The organism is Salinispora goodfellowii, from assembly GCF_059570675.1.
This window is the reverse complement of record NZ_JCANTD010000011.1, coordinates 113069-135176: the sequence shown is the minus strand read 5'-3', so window position 1 is coordinate 135176 and position 22108 is coordinate 113069. Positions and strand designations below refer to the sequence as shown.

19 protein-coding genes and 1 tRNA gene are annotated in these 22108 nt (G+C 71.2%); 6 read left to right on the top strand and 14 right to left on the bottom strand.

What is annotated here, in order from left to right:
• The first annotated feature begins 158 nt into the window (after positions 1 to 158).
• The 3 genes from T398_RS13875 (at position 159) to T398_RS13865 (ending at position 2150) form a co-directional block, all read left to right on the top strand.
• The gene (locus tag T398_RS13875) at positions 159 to 389 is read left to right on the top strand and encodes a hypothetical protein (protein ID WP_496447226.1); all 231 of its coding nucleotides are present in this window, start codon (positions 159 to 161) and stop codon (positions 387 to 389) included.
• Entirely contained in the window at positions 386 to 559 is a 174-nt protein-coding gene (locus T398_RS13870; RefSeq protein WP_496447205.1) for a hypothetical protein, read from the top strand. The genes T398_RS13875 and T398_RS13870 overlap by 4 nt, the downstream gene beginning before the upstream one ends.
• Positions 560 to 1697: 1138 nt before the next feature.
• Positions 1698 to 2150: a tyrosine-type recombinase/integrase gene (locus T398_RS13865; protein ID WP_496447204.1), complete on the top strand. Its 453-nt coding sequence runs from the start codon at positions 1698 to 1700 to the stop codon at positions 2148 to 2150.
• A 118-nt stretch (positions 2151 to 2268) separates the two neighbouring features.
• Here the strand turns inward: T398_RS13865 and T398_RS13860 are convergent.
• Positions 2269 to 2342 (bottom strand) — tRNA-Thr (locus T398_RS13860).
• A gap of 153 nt (positions 2343 to 2495) precedes the next feature.
• Between T398_RS13860 and T398_RS13855 the strand changes: the two genes are divergently transcribed.
• Positions 2496 to 4313 carry a metallophosphoesterase family protein gene (locus tag T398_RS13855; RefSeq protein ID WP_496447202.1) on the top strand — a complete coding sequence of 606 codons (1818 nt, stop codon included), beginning with the start codon at positions 2496 to 2498 and terminating at the stop codon, positions 4311 to 4313.
• Between the two features lie 77 nt (positions 4314 to 4390).
• On the opposite strand, the gene T398_RS13850 is transcribed toward T398_RS13855, so the two are convergent.
• From T398_RS13850 to tmk, 6 genes are all read right to left on the bottom strand, one after another.
• A complete protein-coding gene (locus tag T398_RS13850; RefSeq protein WP_496447200.1) occupies positions 4391 to 5224 on the bottom strand; it encodes a PSP1 domain-containing protein in 834 nt (277 codons plus the stop codon).
• A 65-nt stretch (positions 5225 to 5289) separates the two neighbouring features.
• Complete coding sequence (locus T398_RS13845; protein ID WP_496447198.1) at positions 5290 to 6003, bottom strand: hypothetical protein; 714 nt, start codon at positions 6001 to 6003, stop codon at positions 5290 to 5292.
• Entirely contained in the window at positions 6003 to 6308 is a 306-nt protein-coding gene (locus T398_RS13840) for a hypothetical protein (protein WP_496447196.1), read from the bottom strand. Before T398_RS13840 ends, T398_RS13845 begins: the two co-directional genes overlap by 1 nt.
• Positions 6309 to 6638, bottom strand: a complete 330-nt coding sequence (locus tag T398_RS13835; protein ID WP_018727563.1) for a YbaB/EbfC family nucleoid-associated protein — start codon at positions 6636 to 6638, stop codon at positions 6309 to 6311.
• Between the two features lie 130 nt (positions 6639 to 6768).
• A complete protein-coding gene (locus T398_RS13830; RefSeq protein WP_496447194.1) occupies positions 6769 to 8052 on the bottom strand; it encodes a DNA polymerase III subunit delta' in 1284 nt (427 codons plus the stop codon).
• Positions 8052 to 10235 carry a dTMP kinase gene (gene tmk, locus T398_RS13825; protein WP_496447192.1) on the bottom strand — a complete coding sequence of 728 codons (2184 nt, stop codon included), beginning with the start codon at positions 10233 to 10235 and terminating at the stop codon, positions 8052 to 8054. Before tmk ends, T398_RS13830 begins: the two co-directional genes overlap by 1 nt.
• Before the next feature lie 343 nt (positions 10236 to 10578).
• On the opposite strand from tmk, the gene T398_RS13820 reads away from it, so the two are divergent.
• Positions 10579 to 11796, top strand: a complete 1218-nt coding sequence (locus T398_RS13820; RefSeq protein WP_496447224.1) for an amino acid deaminase/aldolase — start codon at positions 10579 to 10581, stop codon at positions 11794 to 11796.
• A gap of 71 nt (positions 11797 to 11867) precedes the next feature.
• Here T398_RS13820 and T398_RS13815 read toward each other — a convergent pair whose 3' ends face one another.
• Complete coding sequence (locus tag T398_RS13815) at positions 11868 to 12461, bottom strand: TetR/AcrR family transcriptional regulator (protein WP_496447222.1); 594 nt, start codon at positions 12459 to 12461, stop codon at positions 11868 to 11870.
• Between the two features lie 222 nt (positions 12462 to 12683).
• On the opposite strand from T398_RS13815, the gene T398_RS13810 reads away from it, so the two are divergent.
• Entirely contained in the window at positions 12684 to 13997 is a 1314-nt protein-coding gene (locus T398_RS13810) for a D-arabinono-1,4-lactone oxidase (protein WP_496447191.1), read from the top strand.
• Between the two features lie 107 nt (positions 13998 to 14104).
• On the opposite strand, the gene topA is transcribed toward T398_RS13810, so the two are convergent.
• From topA to T398_RS13780, 6 genes are all read right to left on the bottom strand, one after another.
• Positions 14105 to 16933 carry a type I DNA topoisomerase gene (topA, locus tag T398_RS13805; RefSeq protein WP_496447189.1) on the bottom strand — a complete coding sequence of 943 codons (2829 nt, stop codon included), beginning with the start codon at positions 16931 to 16933 and terminating at the stop codon, positions 14105 to 14107.
• 296 nt (positions 16934 to 17229) lie between these two features.
• Positions 17230 to 17961: a hypothetical protein gene (locus T398_RS13800; protein ID WP_496447188.1), complete on the bottom strand. Its 732-nt coding sequence runs from the start codon at positions 17959 to 17961 to the stop codon at positions 17230 to 17232.
• Entirely contained in the window at positions 17952 to 18488 is a 537-nt protein-coding gene (locus T398_RS13795) for a hypothetical protein (RefSeq protein ID WP_496447186.1), read from the bottom strand. The genes T398_RS13800 and T398_RS13795 overlap by 10 nt, the downstream gene beginning before the upstream one ends.
• 111 nt (positions 18489 to 18599) lie before the next feature.
• Complete coding sequence (locus T398_RS13790; RefSeq protein WP_496447184.1) at positions 18600 to 20948, bottom strand: sodium-translocating pyrophosphatase; 2349 nt, start codon at positions 20946 to 20948, stop codon at positions 18600 to 18602.
• A gap of 328 nt (positions 20949 to 21276) precedes the next feature.
• Positions 21277 to 21711 (bottom strand): ATP-binding protein, encoded by a 435-nt coding sequence (locus tag T398_RS13785; protein WP_496447182.1) that lies wholly within the window; start codon positions 21709 to 21711, stop codon positions 21277 to 21279.
• Positions 21711 to 22046, bottom strand: coding sequence for an STAS domain-containing protein (locus T398_RS13780; RefSeq protein ID WP_496447181.1), 336 nt, complete (start codon positions 22044 to 22046; stop codon positions 21711 to 21713). Before T398_RS13780 ends, T398_RS13785 begins: the two co-directional genes overlap by 1 nt.
• Positions 22047 to 22108: the final 62 nt, after the last annotated feature.

Below are 22108 nucleotides of genomic sequence, written 5' to 3'. Positions count from 1 at the left end.
CGCCGCCGCCGGCCCGCACGGCTGGACGCAGTCGGCCCCGCCACCCGGTACGCGGCGCGGGCCGGCGCCTACTCCCCGCTGCACAACCAGCCGACGGTCATCTTCGACCGCCGGCCCCTGATGACCCCGCTCGCCCGGCAGCGGGCGAACCGCCGGTGATGGCCACCCACGCCCGGCCGCGCTCCGGCAGCCTGTCGACGGTGCAGCTACGTAACCGGATGATCCTGTCCGCCCGGCGGATCATCACCGAGCACTGGCCGCGGGTGGACCGGTGCCCGATCTGCCGATCCGGGTGGCCGTGCCCGCCCACCGACACCGCCTACGACTACCTGACCTCGGTAGGTCAGGGCAACTGGGCGCCCCCGCAGCGCGCCGGGAGTAGGCGGTGAGTCCCGGCGACGTGACCGTCCGCCGGTGGTGGCGGGACCTGGCTGAGCACCGGCAGGTCGAGGGTCGCTGCCCGGTGTGCGGCACCCCACGGCGGTGCTGGCCCTGGGCGGAGGCGTACGCCGGGCTACTCACCTATGACCTACGCCGAGCACCACGAATCGCAAGGTAAACCCCTCAATGCTGGAGGTCGCTATGACTACATTCGTCCCGGACCGCTGCCTGCTGCCGCTCTACGACAGCCGCACCGAGTAGAAACGGGTGAGCCGGGCTCGCCCGTTCAGGTCAGGAAGGTGGGGCCGTGAAGAAGGCCCTCACCCCGTGCCGAGTAGCAGTCAGAGAAGGGCCGGGGCTAGGCGGTTCCCTTGCATAGCCCCGGCCGGTTCCCCGCCTGGTAGGAGATTCCTATCGCTCCCGCCGCTCTTTCAATTCCCCATCGACAAAGATGAGAATACCACCGATAATGGCTACTCCGAGTGGCACAAGGGGCAGCAGGGAAACCCTAGCTCCGTTTATAGCTATAGAGGCGAGCGTTAGGGTACCACCGGCCGTCATGAGGATCTTGGCAATGCGGTTCAGTCGTCCCATCTCGCGCTCCTCTCAGTGGTGCGGACCACCCTCAGTAGCAGCCCTTGTCCCCTATTGTCTGTCCGCCCGGAGCGGGCGCCCACGTCGGGAGCGGCGCTCCGAAGTAGATGTAGTACTTGCCGCACTTCCCGCCAGTATGCCAAGAAAGTACGCAGAGTTTAGACCCAGCGCGGCGCCGAGCGCACCACAGATCGTCTGCCCGACCACCGGGATCCAGGAACAGCTACCCAGGACTGTGGCTGCGGCGGCGCCGCCGCCGTAAGCGATAGCGGCCGTCTCGCTTCGAGCAGGCCCGCTGCCTCATTACTGCGATCGAACGGCGGCCGACCGCGTTGCGGTGGAAAGTCGGCCTCTCAATCGGCCCCCGACAAGGCGAAGCGTTGGGGCTTACGTGGCCGTGCGTTGACCTGGACGCGGGCGCGATTGCGAAGGACTGGCAGTTGCAGCGGCTAAAGTGGCAACACGGTTGCCCAGACCCGATGAAATGCGCAGCTCAGTTTTGCCGACGCGAAAATTGCCAGCCGAGCTGGGCGCACGGGTGCACCGACCCGCAACGCTGCTATCAGCAGCCGTTCCGATGTCCAGAGCGGACACCGGGTGACCGATGCCCTCGGCATCACCGCCCATGCCCGAAGCCTTGCCCGCCCGGATGCACCCGGCATGCCGCCCGGTGTCCCCAACGCAGAAACGGAGGACTGAGGCTGACCCGGCCGAAGACGTGGTTGGCCTCCGACGACGACGAGGTGGCCACCGACCTAGTGGTGCTGCCAACGACTCTCGCGGCGCTCCGCGAGCACGCGCGGCGGCAGAGCACACTCAAAGAGAGCTTGGGCAGGGAGTACAAGGACGAAGGGTTGGTGTTCTGCCAGCCCAACGGGCGACCTATCGACCCTCGCGCCGACCTGGCCGACTGGTACCGGATCCTCGCCGAGGCCGGACTGCCGCGCGCCGGGTCGCACGTGGCTCGGCACACAGCAGCAACCATGCTGCTGGACTCCGGGCTAGACATCTCCGCCGTCCAGCAGGCCATGGGCTGGCGAGACATTCGGACCGCCCGTCGGTATGCGGCACCGAGTCTCGGTCAGGCAAGACGCGCCGCGGAGGCAGCGGAGGCGGCGTTATTCCGCCCCGTGTCCGATCTTGCCGAGCATCGGGCTCGGAAGAGCGCTGGGTAGCTGTGTCCTCAGATTTGTCCTCAGATAGTGATCATACGATGCATTTGATCACTATGACTCGATCCCAGACATGGCGAAGGGCCTGGTCAGCGGTGTGACCAGGCCCTTCGTTGTCCCGAGCCGCCTGACGGAATCGAACCGTCGACCTACGCATTACGAGTGCGTCGCTCTAGCCGACTGAGCTAAGGCGGCAACGATCAGCAAGTGTACGCCACCCGGCCGGACCCGCCGATGGGATCCCCCACCGCGTCCGCGGGGCCGAGAGCGGCACCTTCCCGATTCGGACCGCCGAAACCGACATTCTCCAGACAGCGCCGGCGAGCCGACCGCACTACGCTGCGGCAGATGAGGGACGACCACGCTGCTGGTTTCCCGGACCAGCACCCCACCCCGCACGGGTCGAACGGCAATGGCGGCCAGGGCGATACGGGCCCGGCACCCGCGTCACCACCTGCCGGCCCACACGCCAGCGAGGCGGCCGGCGGCGAGCCGGCGCACCGCCCCCGCAGCACCGACCCGCTGGAGCTGGGCTTCACCCCACGCAAGCCGGTGCCGTGGCTGGCGCCGCTCCTGCTGATCAGCACCGGAATCCGGACGCTGCTGGCGCTGCTGTTCGGCGCCTACCTGGACAAACGGGAGCTACAGCACACCTTCGACGCGACGGTGACCCGGCAGGTCGGGCCGGACGGTGGGCTCTGGCTGGACTACGTCGCCGACCTGGGTGACGGCTTCGACGCCACGTACTCGGTGGCCTACCTGCTGGCCCAGCGGGAGCTGACGGTGGACGGGCACCGGCTGCCCCGGGCGCAGGTGCTGGTGCTGGGGGGTGATCAGGTCTACCCGTCGGCGGCCTTCGACACGTATGAGGACCGGTGCAAGGGCCCGTACCAGGCGGCGCTGCCGGTCACCCCACCCGACCAGCCGACGCTCTTCGCGATCCCCGGCAACCACGACTGGTACGACGGCCTCACCGCGTTCCTGCGCCTCTTCGTCCGGTCCCGGGACCGGCACTTCGGTGGCTGGAACACCGCGCAGACCCGGTCGTACTTCGCGGTGGAGTTGCCGGCGGACTGGTGGTTGTTCGGCCTGGACGACCAGTCCGGCTCATACCTGGACGACCCGCAGCTCAGCTACTTCGAATCGGTGGCGGAGCGGCTGGGGCCGCAGAGCCGGGTGATCCTGGCCGTCCCGATGCCGACCTGGGTCAAGGCCACCACGAAAGACCCCTCGGCGTACGACTCGATCGACTACTTCATCCGCACCGTCGTCGCGCCGACCGGGGCCCAGGTACGCCTGCTCATCTCCGGCGACCACCACCACTATGCCCGTTACGTGGGGCCGGGCCGCCAGCTGATCACCTGCGGCGGCGGCGGCGCGTACCTCTATCCGACGCACCTGTTGCCCCAGCGCATCGAGGTCCCGCCGAAGGAGACGCGGGCGCGGCGGGCCAGCGCCCCGCACTCCTACGAGCTGGCGGGATGCTACCCGGAGGCGGCGCAGTCCCGGCGGTACGCCTGGGGCATTTTCCTGCGGCTGCCGTGGCGCAACCCGGGCTTCACCACGCTGCTCGGCGCCTTCTACACGCTGCTGATCCTGTCGATGGTCGGCGTCTACACGAACCACAACGGCACCCAGCTTCGGCTGTTCAGCGTTCCGTTGGTGGCGATGCTGCTGGTGACCCTGACCGCGACGGTCCTCTTCGCCGAGGCGCCCGGTGCCGTGCAGCGACGCCTCCGGCACTGGCTGCTCGGTCTGGGGCACGGCCTGGCTCACCTGGGATTGGCGGCCGCCGGCACCTGGGTGTGGCTGGCGCTGCCGTTCCACGACTGGCCGTGGCCGTTGTCGGTGGTCGCCGCGGTTGTCTTCTTCGGCTCGGTGGGCGGGCTGGTGGCCAGCCAGTTGGTGGCGGCGTACCTCCTGGTCGCCAGCGCCTTCGGGGTCAACGGCAATGAGCTCTTCGCCGGGCAGGGGATCGAGGACTCGAAGGGTTTCGTCCGCATGCGCATCGCCCCGGACGGGACGTTGACGATCTACCCGATCGGGGTGGATCGGGTGGGCCGCCACTGGCAGGTCAACCCCGACCAGTCGGCCGAATCGTCGTGGCTGGTCCCGCGGACCCCACTGGAGCCCCGCCTGGCCGAAACCCCGGTGACCCTCCGCTGAACCACCGGCCGCCGCTCACGGGGGCAGCCGTAGTTGCAGCCGATTCCAGCCGCGGTCGTAGTCGCGCCGCGTGGCGCTCAGCCGCGGTCGCGCGACTCGTAGGCCTGGCGCGATCCGCAGACGTCGGAGAGCGCGCACCGCCGAGTGGACCCGTCGGCGATCTGCCGGACGGTGACCGTCTCGCTCGGTGGATGCCGGGACACGACCTTCGCTGTACCCGCTGGTGTCTCGACCCGCTGGCCCGAGGCGGGGTAGGCACCGCTGCCGGAGTAGAGCGGATGCTCGAACTTCAGGCAGCACATCAGCCGGCCGCACGCGCCGGAGATGCGCAGCGGGTTGAGGGGCAGGTCCTGGTCCTTGGCCATCCGGATGGTCACCGGCTCGAAGTCGTTGAGGAAGGTGGCGCAGCACAGGTCCCGCCCGCAGGAGCCGATGCCGCCCTGCACCCGGGCCGAGTCCCGGGCGGAGAGCTGACGCAGCTCGACCCGGCAGTGCAGGGTCGCGCCAAGATCCCGGACCAGCGCCCGGAAGTCCACCCGGTGCGGGGCGGTGAAGTAGATCGTGCTTCGCTCGCCGCCCTCCGTCGCACCGCGCACGTGGTCCACGGCGACCACCTTCATCGGCAGATCGTGCTCCCGGATCAGTCGTTTCGCCGCGACCTTCGCCTCGGCTCTGCGCCGGCGCAGCAGCTCGTCGCGGCGCAGATCCTCCGCCTGGGCCAGCCCGGCCAGGCGGGGGAACCCCTCCGTGTCGTCGGAGGTCCACTGGGCGGCCCAGACGCACTCGGCCACCTCGGGCCCCTCGTCGGTGGGGACCAGCACCTTGTCGCCGACCTGGGGCCGAAACTCGCCGGGATCGAGGTAGTACAGGCGCCCGTACCGGTGGAAACTGACCGCGCAGAGCATGCCCATACCCCTCACCCTACGTCGCTGTCGGGCCCGTCCTGGGCCACTACTCTCGGCCGGCGCACGGGTGCTCACCATCCGACGTGGGTCGGGGTGTCGTAGCGGGGCGTCCCGATGACCGGCGCCCGCCAGGGGGACTCGGCCAGGTTGGGCCCCCAGTGCCGCAGAAGTGTCTCCGCCCCGTCGTAGGCGGCGGAGAGCACCGCCAGCACCCGCGCGGCGATCTCGGCCGCCCCTACCTCCGCCGCGGGATGTGGCACCGACACCGCGACCAGCGCCGGGGCCGCAGCGGGCGTCGGGGCCGCAGCGGGCGCCGACGTCGCGGCGACCACGGCCACCGCCTCGGCCGAGCCCAAGGCGTCGGCCAGGGTCAGGGCGAGCGTACGCCGACTGCCCTCGATCCATTCGGCCACGGCATCGGCATAGCCGGCGGTCGACTCCAACCGCCCCACCAGGCTCTCCGGCCCATCGTCGAGGTGGCGCAGCAGCGCGGCCCGGTACTCCCCGAAGGCGGTCGCGGCGGCGCCGGACCAGCGCACCGGTTCGGTGAGCGCGGCGGAGGCCTCGTCATACCCCCGGACCAGCTGCCGCACCGACCGACCGGCATCGGCGAAGGCCGCGGCGGATAACTCCAGGAAGCTGCGCACCGCCGCACCGGGGAGCACCTGCATGCGGCGCAGCAACGGCCAGACCCGGTGCCCCTCCGGGGCGCCGGTGGCGAGCAGGGCGTCGACCCGACGCAGCAGGTCAAGGCCGGGCTCGGCGAGTCGGTCCAGTGGGTCCATCACCTCTCCCCCAGGAACTGCCAACTCGCGTCCTGGTCGGTCTCGACGTAGTTGTCGGCGGCGGACCGGACGGCGGTTGCCACCGCGGCCAGCCGCTGGGCGGCCAGGTGAGCCTCGCGGGCACGATCACCGGTGGCGGCCGTCCACTGCCGGTGCAGGGCCCGGCCGATCTCGCCGGGGCGTCCCACCGCATCGCCGCCGAAGGCGACTCCCGGCGGATCGGTGGCCGGCGCAGCGTAGGAGAGGTCGGTCAGCGTGTCGCTCGCCGCCTCCAGCCGCCCGGCGAGGGAGCGCAACGTCTCCATTCACGCCCCCGTGAGCGGACGGTAGGCGGCGAAGGTCTCGTTGTGTAGCTTTTCCCGCGCCCACTGCGCGGCGTCGGCTGCGGCGGCCACCGCCGCCTGCACGGACCCGGCGACGTCGCCGGGCCGGCGGTTCTGCAACGTGCCGAGGAACCGCACGCCGGTGATTCGCCCCGCCGCGGTGACCGCCACCTCGACCAGCCCGTCCGGCGAACGGACCGTGACCTCGACCGTCGTCACCGCCTGGTCGAACTCGGACTGCAGGGACTCGATCCGGCGGTAGCGCCGCACCGCCTCCTCGATCCAGGTTTCGTCGATCTCCCCCCGCGGCATCGGCGTCCTCCCACACTGGAATAACTCAGCGTCGCCCCCGCGTTACTTCGGCACCGGGACCGTACCGCACCGAAGTGGAGTGTGTCGATGCCGCGGAACTGCCCCGCCAGTGGGGCAACAGGCGGTCTGGTCAGCCCTTCCAGAGGGCAAGCATCATCGCCTCGACGGCGATCCGGGGCTTGACGTTCGCCTCGATCGCGGCCCGGCAGGCCAGGACCGCCTCCAGGCGACGCAGCGCGCCGTCGGCGTCCCACCTGCGTGCCCCCGCCTCGGCGACCGGGGCGGTGTCGGTGTGCACCGGTTCGACCGGGGCGCCCAGCGCCATCGTCAGCGCGTCCCGATAGAAGCCGGCGAGGTCCACCAGTGCCCGATCCAGGGCGTCCCGCTGCGCCCGGGTGGCCCGGGACTTCTGCCGCCGCTCCAGCTCCTTGACCTGCCCGGCGGCGCCCCGGAACGCGCTGGCCGCCCGCCGTCCGGTGCCGCCCGCGCCGAGGGCCGTCTCCAAGGCGGCCCGCTCGGCCGCGTCGGTGTCCGCCACCAACGCCGCGGCCTCCGCCTCGGCGGCTCCGATCAGGGCGGCGGCAGCATCGATCGCCGCGCCCACCCCGGTGAGCTGGCGGGGCACCGCGAGCACCGCTTCCCGGCGGGTACGCGCCTGCGGGTCACGGGCCAGCCGCCGGGCCCGCCCGACGTGCCCCTGGGCCGCGGCAGCCGCCCAGCTCGCCACCGCGGGCTCGACGCTGTCCCGCCGAACGAGCACCTCGGCGACCGCCGCCGGTGCGGGCTGCCGCAGGGGTACGACCCGGCAACGCGACCGGATGGTCACCGAGATGTCGTCGGGGTGGACCGACGGCGCGCAGAGCAGGAAGACCGTTCGCGGGGGTGGCTCCTCCACCGCCTTCAACAGGGCGTTGCCGGCAGCCTCGGTGAGGCGGTCCGCGTCCTCGATGACCACCACCTGCCACCGCCCGCCGGAGGGGGTGCTGGCGGCGCGAAGTACCAGGGCGCGCATCTCGGTGACGCCGATGGAGAGCCCCTCCGGTACCACCAGCCGGACATCGGCGTGCGTGCCGGCCATCGTGGTGTGGCAGCCGGGGCAGGTGCCGCATCCGCTGCCGTCCCCGCACTGGAGGGCCGCGGCGAGGGCTCGCGCGGCGACCGACCGGCCCGACCCGGGCGGCCCGGTGAAAATCCAGGCGTGCGTCATCCCCGCCCCCGGTTCGCGCTCCGCCGGCTCGGTCGCACCGACCTGCGCCGGGTCGCTACCGGAGGTGGGCGGCGGGTCAGCCGAGTCGGTCTGCGCCGCCAGGCCGGGCAGCCCGGCACGGAGCACGGCGGCGGCGTCCACTGCGGCCCGCCGCAGCACGTCCACCGCCTCGTCCTGGCCGACCAGGTCGGCGAAGACGTCTGGCATCAGCGCCGACGCTCCATCGTCACCAGCTTCGGGTCGGATAACTCGGAGTGGACCGCGGTGTCCGGCCCACTCTCCGCCGGCGGATGCGGCCCGCCCGCCGCGGGTGCGTTCGCCGCCGGCCCACCACTCGCTGCCGGCCCGCCCGCCGCGGGTGCGTTCGCCGCCGGCCCACCACTCGCTGCCGGCCCGCCCGCCGCCGGTGGGTGCGGCCCGCCGGCCTGAGCGCCGAGCAGCGCGCCGACCCGCCGAGCCACCTCGCCGGCGATCTCGTCGGTTGACCGGGCGGCGTCCAGCACCAGGTAGCGCTTCGGGTCGGCGGCGGCGAGGTCGAGGAACGCGTACCGGACCCGTTCGTGGAAGCTGACCGACTCGGCCTCCAGGTGGTCGGGGGCCCCACTCCGGGCCGCCACCCGGGACAGCCCGGCACGCGGATCAATGTCCAGGAGTACCACCAGGTCGGGCTTGAGCCCGCCGGTGGCCCAGGAGGAGAGCCAGGAGACCTCGTCAACGGGGAGTGTCCGCCCCGCGCCCTGGTAGGCCAGGGATGAGTCGATGTAACGGTCGCTGGCCACGACGGCGCCCCGGCGCAGCGCCGGCCGCACCACGGTGGCCACGTGGTGAGCCCGGTCGGCGGCGTAGAGCAGCGCCTCGGCGCGGGGGGAGGGCACGTCGGAACCCGGCTGGCCGAGCAGCAGGGACCGGATTCGTTCGCCGACTCCGGTGGCGCCGGGCTCGCGGGTGACCACCACGTCCCGCCCCTGGTCCCGCAGCCGGTCGGCGAGCAGGGCGAGCTGGGTGGACTTGCCGGCTCCCTCGCCCCCCTCGAAGACCACGAGCAGCCCGGCGGAGGCGAACGGCTCGGCTGGCGTCAGCGGTCGCCCACGTATCGAACCCCACAGGTCGGCCAGGACGGGAACGCCCTTCTTGTCGTCCATCTGCCCGAACGCGCTGATTCCAGCGAAGATGCCCGCCAACCCCGCGGCGAGCAGCAGCAGCCGGGTGGACGAGATCGAGATGCCCAGGTTGACGATTTCGAAGCGGCGGGAGCCACCAACCCCGGCGAGCAGGCTGCTCAACGCGATGGCCAGGATCAGCACCAGCCGAGTACCGATCTGCACCACCGCGAAGACCCGCCCCCGCACCTCGTCGGCGATCTCACCACCGAGCAGGGTGGTGCCGGCGAGGAAGGCCATGCCGGCGCCCGCGCCGACCAGGACCGCACCGACCATCGCCATGGAGAGGTGGATGGCGAAGGCCAGGGTCATCACCGCGGCGCTGGCGAGCACGATGCTCATGCCGAACCAGCGCCGCCGGGACATCTCCTTGACGATCATCGGGCCGAGCCCGATGCCGATCGACAGGCCGATGAAGATGGCTCCGAACAGTAGGTAGAAGGCGGCGTCACCGGCACCGAGCGAGTTGGCGAAGAAGCGGGCCGTGCCGATCACGATGCCACCGCCGGCGAAAGCGCCGAAGATGCCCAGCACCAGACCCCGGACCAGCGGGGTCTGGCCGATGAACCGCCAGCCGTCCTTGAACTGGCGCAGCATGCTCTGCTCGGTCTGGTCCCGCTCGGCGGCGGGGCCCTGGCTGATCTCCCGGATGCCGTACGCGACCACCACGGCGGTGGCCAGCCGGGAGAGCGCGTTGAACCAGAGCGCGAGCTGGGCCGGCTCGGCCCAATCCGGAGCGGCACCACCGGTGGCGGCCCGGACCACGCCGTCCAGCGCGGCGAGGACGGTCGCCGCGATGACCGGGGTGAGGCCGTACGTGGTGATCAGCGAGAGCTGGTTCGCCGCTTCGAGCCGGGCCCGCGGGATCAGGTTCGGGACCGCGGCCTCCTTGGCCGGAATCCAGAGCAGGGTGATCGACTCGATCAGGAACGTGGCGATCGTGGCCCACCCGACCACCACCGCGCCACTCGCGCCCAGGACGGCGACCAGCGGAATCGAGGCGAAGAGCAGGAACCGCAGCACGTCGCAGATGACCATCGTCCAGCGGCGGTCGAACCGGTCGGCGAAGACACCGGCGATCGGCCCGAGGACCAGCGCCGGCAGCAGCCGGATCGCGATGACCGTGCCGAAGGCCGCGCCCTTGGCGGTGTCCCCCTCCACCTGGGAGGCGGCGAAGACCGAGGTGGCGAGCAGGCCGAACCAGTCACCGAAGGAGGCGGCGCCGAGCACGATCCAGAGCCGCCGGAACGGGCGGATGCGCAGGACTGAGCGGATCGCGGCATAGCCCGAGTGGTCGGGCTGACTAGCCGGCGCCGCGGTACCGGACGGGCCCGCCGGTCCGGACTGGGCGGCGGGTGACGAGCCGTTGGCCCACTCGCCGTTCTGCTGGCTTTTGATGGCCGTACCTCCACATGGCGACCCATTACCGGGCAGTCTCGGTGCAACACTCTAGCCCCGGCCCGATGGCATCCCGCTATGACATTCCCCTGCTCGCCGAGCCTAGGCGGGGGTGTCCACCGCCCGCAGCCCGCCCGGGGCGAGGTGCTTGGGCATCGACCCCGGCACGGCTAGCGTGCACCACGTGGCCCCCGACACCGCGGAACTGCGCGCCCGACTCGACCGCGCGACCGCCCACCTCGACCCGCCGTACGCGGTGGTTGACCTCCGGGCGTTCGACGACAACGCCACCGCCCTCGCCGAGCGCGCCCGCGGCAAGCCGGTCCGCCTGGCCAGCAAGTCAGTTCGCTGCCGGACGCTGATCTCCCGGGCCCTGGCCACCCCCGGCTGGGCGGGGGTGCTGGCGTTCACCCTCGCCGAGGCGCTCTGGCTGGTCCGCTGCGGGATCACCGACGACGTGGTGGTGGCGTACCCCGCGACCGACCGGGCCGCGCTCGCCGAACTGGCCGGTGATCCGACGCTCGCCGCCGCGGTGACCCTGATGATCGACGATCCCGCCCAGCTCGATCTGGTGGACGCCGTTCGCGCCCCAGGTCGCCGGCCCGAGCTGCGGGTCTGCCTGGACCTGGACGCCTCCTGGCGACCCCTGGGCGGGCGGCTGCACCTCGGGGTACGCCGCTCGCCGGTACATGATCCACGAGCGGCCGGTGCGCTCGCCGCCGCCGTCGCCGCCCGACCCGGGTTCCGGCTGGTCGGACTGATGGCGTACGAGGCGCAGATCGCCGGGATGGGCGACGCGCCGCCGGGGCGGGCGCTGCTCGGCGCGGCGATCCGACTGGTTCAGCGCGGGTCGTACCGGGAGTTGCTGGCCCGTCGGAGTGCCGCGGTGGCGGCCGTCCGCGAGCACGCCGAGCTGGAGTTTGTCAACGGTGGCGGCACCGGCAGCCTGGCCGCCACCAGCGCCGACCCCGCGGTCACCGAGGTCGCCGCGGGCTCCGGGCTGTACGGGCCGACGCTCTTCGACACCTACCGGGCCTGGCGCCCGACCCCCGCCGCCTTCTTCGCCTGCGCGGTGGCACGCCGGCCGGCGCCGGGCTACGCCACCGTTCTCGGCGGCGGTTGGATCGCCTCCGGGCCGGCCGAACGCAGTCGCCTCCCCCGCCCGGTCCTCCCAGCCGGCCTCCGGTTGGTCGGCGCGGAGGGCGCCGGTGAGGTGCAGACTCCGCTGACCGGCCGGGCCGCCGACACGCTTCGGATCGGCGACCGGGTCTGGTTCCGGCACGCCAAGGCCGGTGAGCTCGCCGAGCACGTCAACGAGCTCCACCTGGTGGAGACGGAGATCGTCGCTGCGGCCGCCGCCACGTACCGCGGTGCGGGGTGGGCCTTCCTCTGAAGACCCCACCCCGGGCGCCGGGGCCCGCCGCCCGAACCCGGTTTGGGACGGTCCGGGCGGGTGGACACCGATCAGGCTGGCTGGACGACCTCCACCGGCCGGTCCACGCCCCCCCGAGCGTCAACCTGGCGGTACAGGTACTCCCGAATCAACGCCTTCGCCTCGACGAGCACCCGGTCATCGCCCTCCTGCCGCCGCCGGAACGCCAGCTGGACGAGCGCATCAGCGCCCTCGACCGCGATCTCGAGATGGAACTGGAGCTCCGGGACGTCGGTAAGTCCGAAGCGCTCGGTCAGGACGCGGGCGAGTTGATCGGCGATCACCCCGTTGTTGTCCCGCTGCTCATCGAGCAGGTGCAGGTCGACCACGTCGCCGAAGTGCAGGGTACGGAACCCGGGAACGGTGCGGTGCATCGTGATGTACTCGTCGATCGCCGCGTCAACCCCATCCCACCAGTGGGTCAGGTCGTTCGAGGCGAACCTCTCGTCGAGCCGCTGGAGATAGGACTCCATCGTGCGCAGGGTCAACGCCTGCACGATCGCCCGCTTGTCCGGGAAGAACTGATAGACCGACCCAATCGCCACCTCGGCGCGCTCGGCGAGCAGCGTCGTGGTCAGCCCCTCGTACCCCACCTCGTCGACGAGCTCCGCACAGGCGTCCAGCATTCGCTGGACCCGAGCGACACTTCGACCCTGCACCGGTACGCGGCGCAGCGGCCCGGTCGTGGCGGCTGGTGTGGACACTCGCCACCCCCCTTCGACGGATGAACATATCTGCACGTCACGAGTCCGTGACTACCGGTACAACGAGCGGAACTCGATTACGGTATTTACCAGGCACAACGTTCCTGATATGAAGTCACTTCACATTCATTTCGAGGAGCGTCCATGGCCGCTACCGCAAGCTCCGTCAGCGCCTGGTCCAACTGGGCCGGCAATCAGCGTGACACCGCCACCAGCGTGCTCCGTCCCACCTCAAGCGCCGAAATCGCGACGGCGGTACGGGCCGCCGTAGCAGCCGGAGAGCGGATCCGTCCGGTCGGCAGCGGCCACTCCTTCACCCCGGTCGCCCGGACCGACGGTCATCGAATGGAGCTGACGGGCCTGGCCAACGAGGTGCGGGTCGACCTCGATCGCCGGCTGGTCACGGTCCCCGCCGGCACCACACTGCGCGCCCTCAACCGACTGCTCGCCGGCTACGGACTGGCCCTGCCCAACCTCGGTGACATCGACGCGCAGACGGTAGCCGGCGCGATCTCGACCGGCACCCACGGTACCGGCACCCGGCATGGCTGCCTGTCCACCTTCGTCACCGCCCTCACCCTGGTCAGCGGCGCCGGCGAGGTGCTGCACTGCTCCGCCGACGAGCACCCGGATGTCTTCGCCGCCGCCCGGGTCTCGCTCGGCGCGCTCGGCGTCCTGGTCGACGTCACCCTGAGCTGTGTGGACGCGTTCGTGTTGCACGCCCACGAGCGGCCCGCGCCGCTGGCCGGAGTGCTGGCCGAGTTACCCGAGCTGGTCGAGCGACACGACCACGTCGAGTTCTACTGGTTCCCCTACACCGACCGGGTCCAGGTCAAGAGCAACGACCGGGTACCCGTCAACGACCGTCCGCTGCCACGCTGGCACCGCTGGCTCAACGACGAGTTCCTCGCCAACACCCTGCTCGGCGGGGCCTGCCGGCTCGGCCGGGCCGTACCGGCACTCGCTCCTGGCCTCAGCTCCGTCGCCGCGCGGGTGCTCACCGAGCGCCGCTACACCGGCCCCTCCGACGCGGTTTTCTGCAGCCCACGTCGGGTCCGCTTCGTCGAGATGGAGTACGCGCTGCCCCGCGCGGCCCTCGCCCCTGCCCTGGCCGACCTGCGCCGGATCGTGGACCGGCTGCCGGTCAAAATCCTCTTCCCGGTCGAAGTCCGGTTCAGCGCCGCCGACGAGGTCTGGCTCTCGCACGGCTACGGCCGGGACTCCGCCTACCTCGCCGTCCACCAGTACGTGGGGATGCCGTACGAGCCGTACTTCCGCGCCGTCGAAGAGCTGGCCGAAGGGCTTGGCGGCCGGCCGCACTGGGGCAAACTGCACTGGCGCGACGCGACCTCCCTGGCCCCCGCCTATCCCAAGTGGGACAGCTTCCAGGCCGTCCGGGACCGGCTCGACCCACACCGGGTGTTCGCCAGCGAACACCTGTCCCGCGTCCTCGGCTAACCGCGCCCCGGACCGTCCGCCGCGGCTGACCGCGCCCCGGACCGTCCGCCGCGGCTGGCGCAGCCCCGGCCCGTCCCGCCTCGGCTGGCCGCGGGCCGGCGGATTCGCTACTCCGCCGCGCTGCCCGCCCGCTTCGGCGGCTTGGCCGCGGCGCTCTTCGCCGCCGTCGTCTTGGCCGCCGCGGCGGTCTTCTTCGTCGCCGTCGCCCTCTTCGTCGTCGTCTTCGTCGTCGTCTTCTTGGCCGGCGTCGCCTTCTTCGCGGGCGCGGCCTTCTTGGCCGCCTTCTTGCGCGGCGCCGGGCCCTTCGCCCGCTTCTCGGCGAGCATCTCCGACGCCTGCTCCAGACTCAGCGCCTCCGGCGTCTGCCCCCGCCGCAACGACGCGTTGGTCTCCCCGTCGGTCACGTACGGCCCGAACCGGCCATCCTTGATGACCAGCGGCTTCTCGGTCAACGGGTCGGCGCCCAACTCCCGCAGTGGAGGTGCGGGAGCCCGACGCTGCCGGGTCTTCGGGGCGGCCAGCAACGCCAGCGCCTCGTCCAGCGTGACCGTGAACATCTGCTCTTCGGACTCCAGCGACCGGAACTCCTCGCCCCGCTTCACGTACGGGCCGTAGCGGCCGTTGTTCGCGAGGACCTCGTTGCCCTCCGGGTCAACACCGACCAGCCGCGGCAGGGTCAGCAGCCGCAGCGCCTCGTCGAGGGTGAGGGCGTCCGGCGACTGGGAGCGCAGCAGGGACGACTTACGCTCCCCGCTGGCCACGTAGGGGCCGAACCGGCCCGACTTGAGCAGAATCGGCTCGCCGGTGGCCGGATCCTCCCCGAGCTTGCGCTCACCACCACCGCCGAGGAAGAGCTCGTGCACCTTCTCCGGGGTCAACTCATCCGGGGCCAGCCCTTCCGGAATCGGAGCCCGGTCGCCCTGACCACCGCCCTCCTCACCCTCGGCGGCGGCCGCCTCCCCGGGCAACTCCCGCTGCAGGTACGGCCCGTAACGGCCCACCCGGACCACGACCGGCCGCCCCTGGTCGTCGCTGAAGAGCGGAATCGAGTTGACGCTCCGCGCGTCGATCTCACTCAGGTTCTCGGTGACCAGCTTCTTCAGCCCACCGGAGCGGGCGATGTCCTGGTCCCCGGCGCCGTTGGTGGTGCCGAAGTAGAACGCGGTGAGGAAGTCCACCGCCGCGTGGTCGCCGCCGGCGATCTCGTCCAGCTCGTTCTCCATGCTGGCGGTGAAGCCATAGTCGATCAGGCGCGGGTAGTGCCGCTCCATCAGCCCGACCACGGCGAAGGCCAGGAACGACGGGATCATCGCCTGACCACGCTTGACGACATACCCCCGGTCCTGGATGGTCTGCATGATCGACGCGTAGGTGGAGGGGCGGCCGATGCCCAGCTCCTCCAGCGCCTTGACCAGGGACGCCTCGGTGTAACGGGCGGGCGGCTGGGTGTGGTGCTCCTGCGCGGCGAGCTGCTCGGCGGTGAGCGGCTGGTCCTTCACCAGCGTCGGTAGACGCCGCTCAGCATCCTCCGCCTCGGCGTTCTCGTCGTCGCTGGACTCCACGTAGGCGCGGAGGAAGCCCGGGTCGGTGATGGTCTTGCCGGTGGCGCCGAAGTCCGCCTCCTCACCCGCCGCCGTGACGGCGCGGATCCGCACCGAGACGCTGGAGCCCACGGCGTCGGTCATCTGGGAGGCGACGGTGCGCCGCCAGATCAGCTCGTAGAGCTTGTACTCCTCCACCGACAGCTCGTTGCGCAGCTCACCCGGGGTGCGGAAGGTGTCGCCCGCGGGGCGGATCGCCTCATGCGCCTCCTGCGCGTTCTTCACCTTGCCGGTGTAGCGACGCGGCTCCGGCGGGACGCAACGTTCCCCGTACAGCTCGGCGATCTGCTGCCGGGCCGCGGCGATGGCGGTCTCCGACAGGTTCACCGAGTCGGTACGCATATAGGTGATGTAGCCGTTCTCATAGAGCCGCTGCGCGGTGCGCATCGTCTGCTGCGAGGAGAAACGCAGCTTGCGGGCCGACTCCTGTTGCAGCGTCGAGGTGATGAACGGCGCGTACGGGCGGCGACGGTACGGCTTCTCCTCGACCCGGGTAACCGCGAACGGCCGATCCGCCAGCCGGGCGGCCAGCCCCTGGGCCCCACCCTCGTCCAGGTGCACCACACCGGCGCCGGGACGGACCCGCCCGGTGGTCGGCTCGAAGTCCTTGCCGGTGGCGATCCGGTCACCGTTGAGCGCGACCAGGGTGGCGGTGAAGGTACGGGGTCCCTCGCCGGGCTGTTCGGCGGCGAGCGTGGCGAGAATGTCCCAGTACTCGGCGCTGCGGAACGCCATCCGCTGCCGCTCCCGCTCGACCACGATGCGGGTCGCCACCGACTGCACCCGGCCCGCCGAGAGCTTCGGCATGACCTTCTTCCACAGCACCGGGGACACCTCGTAGCCGTACAGGCGGTCGAGGATGCGGCGGGCCTCCTGGGCATCAACCAGATCGCGGTCGATCTCCCGCGGATTCGCCACGGCGGCCCGGATCGCCGCCTTGGTGATCTCGTGGAAGACCATCCGCTTGACCGGAACCTTCGGCTTGAGCGTCTCCACCAGGTGCCAGGCGATCGCCTCGCCCTCCCGGTCCTCATCCGTGGCCAGGAGGATCTCGTCAACCTCCCGGGCCAGCTTGGTCAACTTGCTGATCTGCTGCCGGCGGTCGGCGGAGACGACGTAGAGGGCGTGGAAGCCGTTGTCGACGTCGACGCCGAGCCGGGCCCACGCCTCGCCCTTGTACTTCGCCGGCACATCGGCGGCGTTCCGCGGCAGGTCGCGGACGTGCCCGAAACTGGCCTCCACGACGTACCCCGGGCCGAGGTAGCCCGAGATCGTCTTGGCCTTCGCCGGGGACTCGACGATGACCAGACGGGTGGTTCCAGCGTTGCTCGGCACGTCTCTCTCCGACCTCACTCCCGCATCGTGACCGCCGCGGTGTCCGGTACGGGGCGCATTGACCCCACCGGCGCCCCAACAGTCCGGATGTCCAACGTAACGCGTCGTCCGGGATTCCGGTTTCGTGGGCGACAACACCGGAGGGACCCGACCCGGCGTCACCGTACACTGCCCGTAGGCCTGACCACCGCTTCCCGTGACGAACGGGACCCAACGCACCCGGTCGGGGCGGGGCGCCGGCAGCGGAACTGCCACACCGCCCGCTCGCGACGCCACGGCGTTGAGAGCACCGCCGCTCAACCGCGGTACGGCCAGGCCACCGGGGGCACGGCGGGGGGTGGGTCGCCGACCAGTTCGGCGAAGCGGTTCAACAGTCGACGGCCGGTGATCCGGTAGGCCAGGCCGTCCGGACCCGACTCCGGTACCGCGGGCAACCCCACCGCGGCGAGCGCCGCCCCCACCCGCTGGTGGGCGGCCAGTCCGAGGCGGAGCAGGACCTCGGAGTCCGCCATCGAACCGGCCGCGACGAACCACAGCCGCAGCCCTCGCCCATCCAGGTGGAAGGCGTCGGGCGGATGCTTCACCGAGCCACGAAGCCACGCTGCCACGAGCGGTTTCAGCACCCTCGTGTACGCCGTCCGGACGGAATGCCGGCCACCGCCCGCCGCCGCCCAGCTCGTGGGGAGGTGTCGCGCCGCCAACTCGGCGACCAGCACGTGCACCCGCCAGGCATCGTCAACCATCACGGCCAGGCGGGCGGTGCCCCCCATCACGGACCCCTCGGCCGGTCCGGCGAGCAGGCCGGCCAGGTCGGTGACGACGGGTTCGGTGGCCTCGGCGCCGAACAAGGCGAGCTGACGACCCGAGTCGTGACCTCGCTGCCGGCGATCGGCCGAGTCGACCCGGGCGGCGGCCGCACGCGGACGCGCTGCCCGGTCGGTGCGGCCCCGGGTGGCGGACGGGTCCAGCTCGAGCGCCGGGAAGAGCCCCGGCGCCGACTCCCCGTCCAACGGCCCGGTCAACGGCACTCGGGGACCTCGGCGAAGGCGCGGATCAGCTCCTCCGAGTTCAGGTTACTGGTATCCAGGGCGCTGGCCTCGTACTCCTGGTTCAGGGTCTGGACCGCATCCCGTACCCCGTCGTAGAAGGCGGTGGACTGGCTCGTGCTAAGGCTGTCGATGGAGTCCCGGGCCTTGGCGTACGCGTCCCGCATCTGCGCCAGCGCCGTCCGGACCCGCGCGGACACCTCGGCGCCCTGCTCCGCGTCGGGGACGCCGGCCTGCTCCACCCGGCGCCGCGCCGTCTCGCTGGCCCGCGCCGCCCCGTCGAAGAGCCGCACGAGATTCTCCTTGGCCTGAGCCGGACTGGTCTGGGCGGTCATCTGCTGGTCGGTGCTACTGGTGAGCTTCCTGATCTCGGCTCGCCAGGGGGTCAGGGCGGAGCAGACCGAGGTCGCCCACGCCCCAGGGCTCGGCCCACCGCCGCATCCGGCGATCAGGACAACCGCAGCCAGCATCGCCGCCAGCCCTCCGGCTGTCGCCCGGCACACACGCATGCGTTGCAGCGTACGGTGTCGCGCCGTCCCGTACAGCGGTCAGGTTCGCCGGGCATCCGCACCGCCGCCCGCCCGACGCGGGCCGGGCGGACGGCGGTGCGGGTGCACAGGTCAGGCCCGGACCGCCTCCGGACGTTGTTCCGGGCTGCCCGTGCCCGCGCCGGGATCCGACATCGACACCCCCTGGCGCTTGCTGAACAGCACGGCGGCCACAATGATCAGGGTCGCGACCACGGCGATCGAGATCCGCAGCCCGGTGTTGCGGTCGTCGCCCACGCTCCAGGCCACCACGGCCGGCGCGATCAGCAGCGAGACCAGGTTCATCACCTTGAGCAGCGGGTTGATCGCCGGGCCGGCGGTGTCCTTGAAGGGGTCGCCGACGGTGTCGCCGATAACAGTCGCGGAGTGCGCCTCGGAGCCCTTGCCGCCGTACGCGCCATCCTCGACCATCTTCTTGCTGTTGTCCCAGGCGCCGCCGGAGTTACTCAGGAAGACGGCCATCAGGGTGCCGGCCCCGATCGCCCCGGCCAGGTACGACGCGAGCGCGCCCGGCCCGAGCCCGAAGCCGACCGCGATCGGCGCCATGATCGCCAGCAGGCCGGGGGTCATCAGCTCCCGCTGCGCGTCCCGGGTGCAGATGTCGACGACCTTGCCGTACTCGGGGCGCTGGGTGCGGTCCATGATCCCGGGTAGTTCCCGGAACTGCCGGCGAACCTCCATCACCACCGCCCCCGCCGAGCGGGACACGGCGTTGATGGCCAACCCGGAGAAGAGGAAGACCACCGCAGCGCCGATGATCAGACCGACTAGGTTCCGCGGGTTCGCCACGTTCAGCGAGTTGAGGATCTCGCCGCCGACATCGGTGATGCCCGCGTCGGCGTACGCGATGCGCAGCGTGTCGGTGTACGAGCCGAAGAGCGCGGTCGCAGCCAGTACCGCGGTGGCGATCGCGATGCCCTTGGTGATCGCCTTGGTGGTGTTGCCGACCGCGTCCAGCTCGGTCAGCGTACGGGCGCCATCCGCGTCGATGTCGCCGGACATCTCCGCCACGCCCTGGGCGTTGTCGGAGATCGGACCGAAGGTGTCCATCGCGACGATGACGCCGACCGTGGTGAGCAGTCCGGTACCGGCCAGCGCGACCGCGAACAGCGACAGCGTGATGGAGCTGCCGCCGAGCAGGAAGGCGCCGAAGACGCCCGCCCCGATCAGCAGCGCCGAGTAGACCGCGGACTCCAGACCGACGCCGATGCCGGCGAGGATGACGGTGGCCGGACCGGTCTGCGAACTGCGGCCGATGTCCTGCACCGGGCGGCGTTCGGTCTCGGTGAAGTAGCCGGTCAGCGCCTGGATCGCGGCGGCCAGCACGATACCGATGACGACCGCGCCGATCGCCACCACGCGCGGGTCCTGGTCAACATCGGCCAGTCCCTGGGTCAACTCGGCGAAACTGGCCGGCAGGTACGCCCAGGCGGCGATGGCAACCAGCACCGCGGAGATGAGCGCGGAGGCGTAGAAGGCCCGGTTGATAGCGGTCAGCCCGGAGCGGTCCGAGGTGCGCAGCCGGGTGATGAAGACGCCGATGATCGCGACGATCACCCCGATGCCGGAGACGATCAGCGGGAAGACCAACCCGTGCTCGCCGAAGGCGGCCCGGCCGAGGATCAGCGCGGCGACCAGGGTCACCGCGTACGACTCGAACAGGTCGGCGGCCATGCCGGCGCAGTCGCCCACGTTGTCGCCCACGTTGTCGGCGATGGTGGCGGCGTTGCGCGGATCGTCCTCGGGGATTCCCTGTTCCACCTTGCCGACCAGGTCGGCGCCGACATCGGCGGCTTTGGTGAAGATGCCGCCACCGACCCGCATGAACATGGCGAGCAGCGCGGCACCGAAGCCGAAGCCCTCCAGTACGGTCGGGGCGTCGCTCCGGTAGAAGAGGACGACCAGCGCCGCGCCGAGGAGACCAAGGCCGACGGTGAGGAAGCCGACGACGCCGCCGGTGCGGAACGCGATCCGCATGGCGGCCTCCCGGCCACCCACCCGTTCCCGGGCTGCGGCGGCGACCCGCAGGTTGGCCCGGGTCGCCAGCCACATGCCGGCGCCGCCGATGAACGCGCTGAAGAGTGCGCCGATGACGAAGAAGGCCGATCGGCCGATCTTCACCGCGGTTTCGCTGCCGTCGGTCTCGTGCACCGGCAGCAGGAACAGCAGCAGCACGGCGACGACCACGAAGATCGCCAGGGTACGGAACTGCCGGAACAGGTACGCCGAGGCGCCCTCCTGCACCGCACCCGAGATTTCCTGCATATTGGTGGTGCCCCTGCCGGCGGCCAGCACGGTCCGCGTCAGCGCGGCGGCGAACGCCAGCGCCACGGCCGCGATCACGGCGGCGAGAACCACGTACGTGACATTGCTCCCGGTAAGGGAGATCCCGCCGCCCTCGGCGGCCAAGGTGTCGGACATCTGTGTCCTCCTGTACCGAACGCTCGCGCCGACCGTGGAGACGCGGGGCCGACGCCTGGATGCGGTGTCGCAAGCACGCGCCAACCCACCGAGCGGACCAGCGATGGAGCACCGTTCCCGCTGGCTGCGGAAGGGTTCACTTGCTGACAACCCGGGTACTGTAGCCCTCCGCAGTGTCTGAGGTCACACCTGACGGTCATCGTGTCGGAATGATCTTTGTCGCTGTGTTACGAGAGGAACTCTGATATAGCGAAGCGCCGATCGAGCCCAAAGAGGACAGCCGAGGTCCGTTCTGACAGTGGCGGAGCCGGGCGGTGCTCCAACGCGCTCAGCGGTCGAGCGGCCACACCATCTGCACCTCGGTGCCGATACCCCCGTCCGCCGGACGTACCAGGAGGTCATCGACGAAGCCGGCAAGCAGCGCGAATCCGACGCCAGTGGTCAACGCGTCCTCGCTGAGCGGCTCCCGGGCCAGTTCGTACGGCGGCAACGCGGCAAGATCGGCGCCAGCCTCGATCGGCGCCCGGTCCACCACCCGGACCGCATACGTCCCGTCATCGGACATCTCCACCCGTACCGGGTCAGACAGGTTGTACTGCTGGTGCAGCGCCACCGCCCGGGTACACGCCTCACCGATCGCCAGTCGCACCTCGTCCAGCAGGCCCTGCCGGACCCCCGCGCGCCGCGCCACGGCGACACCAACCAGCCGCGCCGTGCGAACGTGCACCGGCGCGGGCGAGAAGGAGAGACGGACCACGGCCATCACACGCCGGTCGCCGCGTCAACCGTCGGAAACAGCGGGAAAACCTGGTCAAGCGCGGTGATCCGGAAGATCTTCAGCAGCGGCTCCCGGTCACAGACCAACGCGAAGGAGCCACCGGCGGTCCGCAGCCGTTTGAGGACACCCACCAGCACGCCAAGCCCGGTGGAGTCGAGAAAGTCGACTCGACCCAGGTCAACCACGACGCGCTCCACCCCGGCATCGATCAACTCGAACAGGGCTTCCCGGAGCTGCGGGGCGGTATAGACATCCACCTCACCGCCGACCACGACCACCGCAAACTCCCCCACGGTGCGCGTCGCCAGCGACAGCTCCATCAGACCCTCCTCGCAAGAGCCGTAAACTCTCCCCGGGCATTCAACCATCACCACCGGTAGTA

What these genes read in the sequence shown, in the direction of transcription:
- T398_RS13875 (WP_496447226.1), top strand. Translation starts at nt 159, where the DNA reads ATGGCCACCCACGCCCGGCCGCGCTCCGGCAGCCTGTCGACGGTGCAG.
- T398_RS13855 (WP_496447202.1), top strand. Translation starts at nt 2,496, where the DNA reads ATGAGGGACGACCACGCTGCTGGTTTCCCGGACCAGCACCCCACCCCG.
- T398_RS13850 (WP_496447200.1), bottom strand. Translation starts at nt 5,224, where the DNA reads ATGGGCATGCTCTGCGCGGTCAGTTTCCACCGGTACGGGCGCCTGTAC.
- T398_RS13845 (WP_496447198.1), bottom strand. Translation starts at nt 6,003, where the DNA reads ATGGACCCACTGGACCGACTCGCCGAGCCCGGCCTTGACCTGCTGCGT.
- T398_RS13840 (WP_496447196.1), bottom strand. Translation starts at nt 6,308, where the DNA reads ATGGAGACGTTGCGCTCCCTCGCCGGGCGGCTGGAGGCGGCGAGCGAC.
- T398_RS13835 (WP_018727563.1), bottom strand. Translation starts at nt 6,638, where the DNA reads ATGCCGCGGGGGGAGATCGACGAAACCTGGATCGAGGAGGCGGTGCGG.
- T398_RS13830 (WP_496447194.1), bottom strand. Translation starts at nt 8,052, where the DNA reads ATGCCAGACGTCTTCGCCGACCTGGTCGGCCAGGACGAGGCGGTGGAC.
- T398_RS13815 (WP_496447222.1), bottom strand. Translation starts at nt 12,461, where the DNA reads ATGCTGGACGCCTGTGCGGAGCTCGTCGACGAGGTGGGGTACGAGGGG.
- T398_RS13810 (WP_496447191.1), top strand. Translation starts at nt 12,684, where the DNA reads ATGGCCGCTACCGCAAGCTCCGTCAGCGCCTGGTCCAACTGGGCCGGC.
- T398_RS13795 (WP_496447186.1), bottom strand. Translation starts at nt 18,488, where the DNA reads ATGCGTGTGTGCCGGGCGACAGCCGGAGGGCTGGCGGCGATGCTGGCT.
- T398_RS13790 (WP_496447184.1), bottom strand. Translation starts at nt 20,948, where the DNA reads ATGTCCGACACCTTGGCCGCCGAGGGCGGCGGGATCTCCCTTACCGGG.
- T398_RS13785 (WP_496447182.1), bottom strand. Translation starts at nt 21,711, where the DNA reads ATGGCCGTGGTCCGTCTCTCCTTCTCGCCCGCGCCGGTGCACGTTCGC.
- T398_RS13780 (WP_496447181.1), bottom strand. Translation starts at nt 22,046, where the DNA reads ATGGAGCTGTCGCTGGCGACGCGCACCGTGGGGGAGTTTGCGGTGGTC.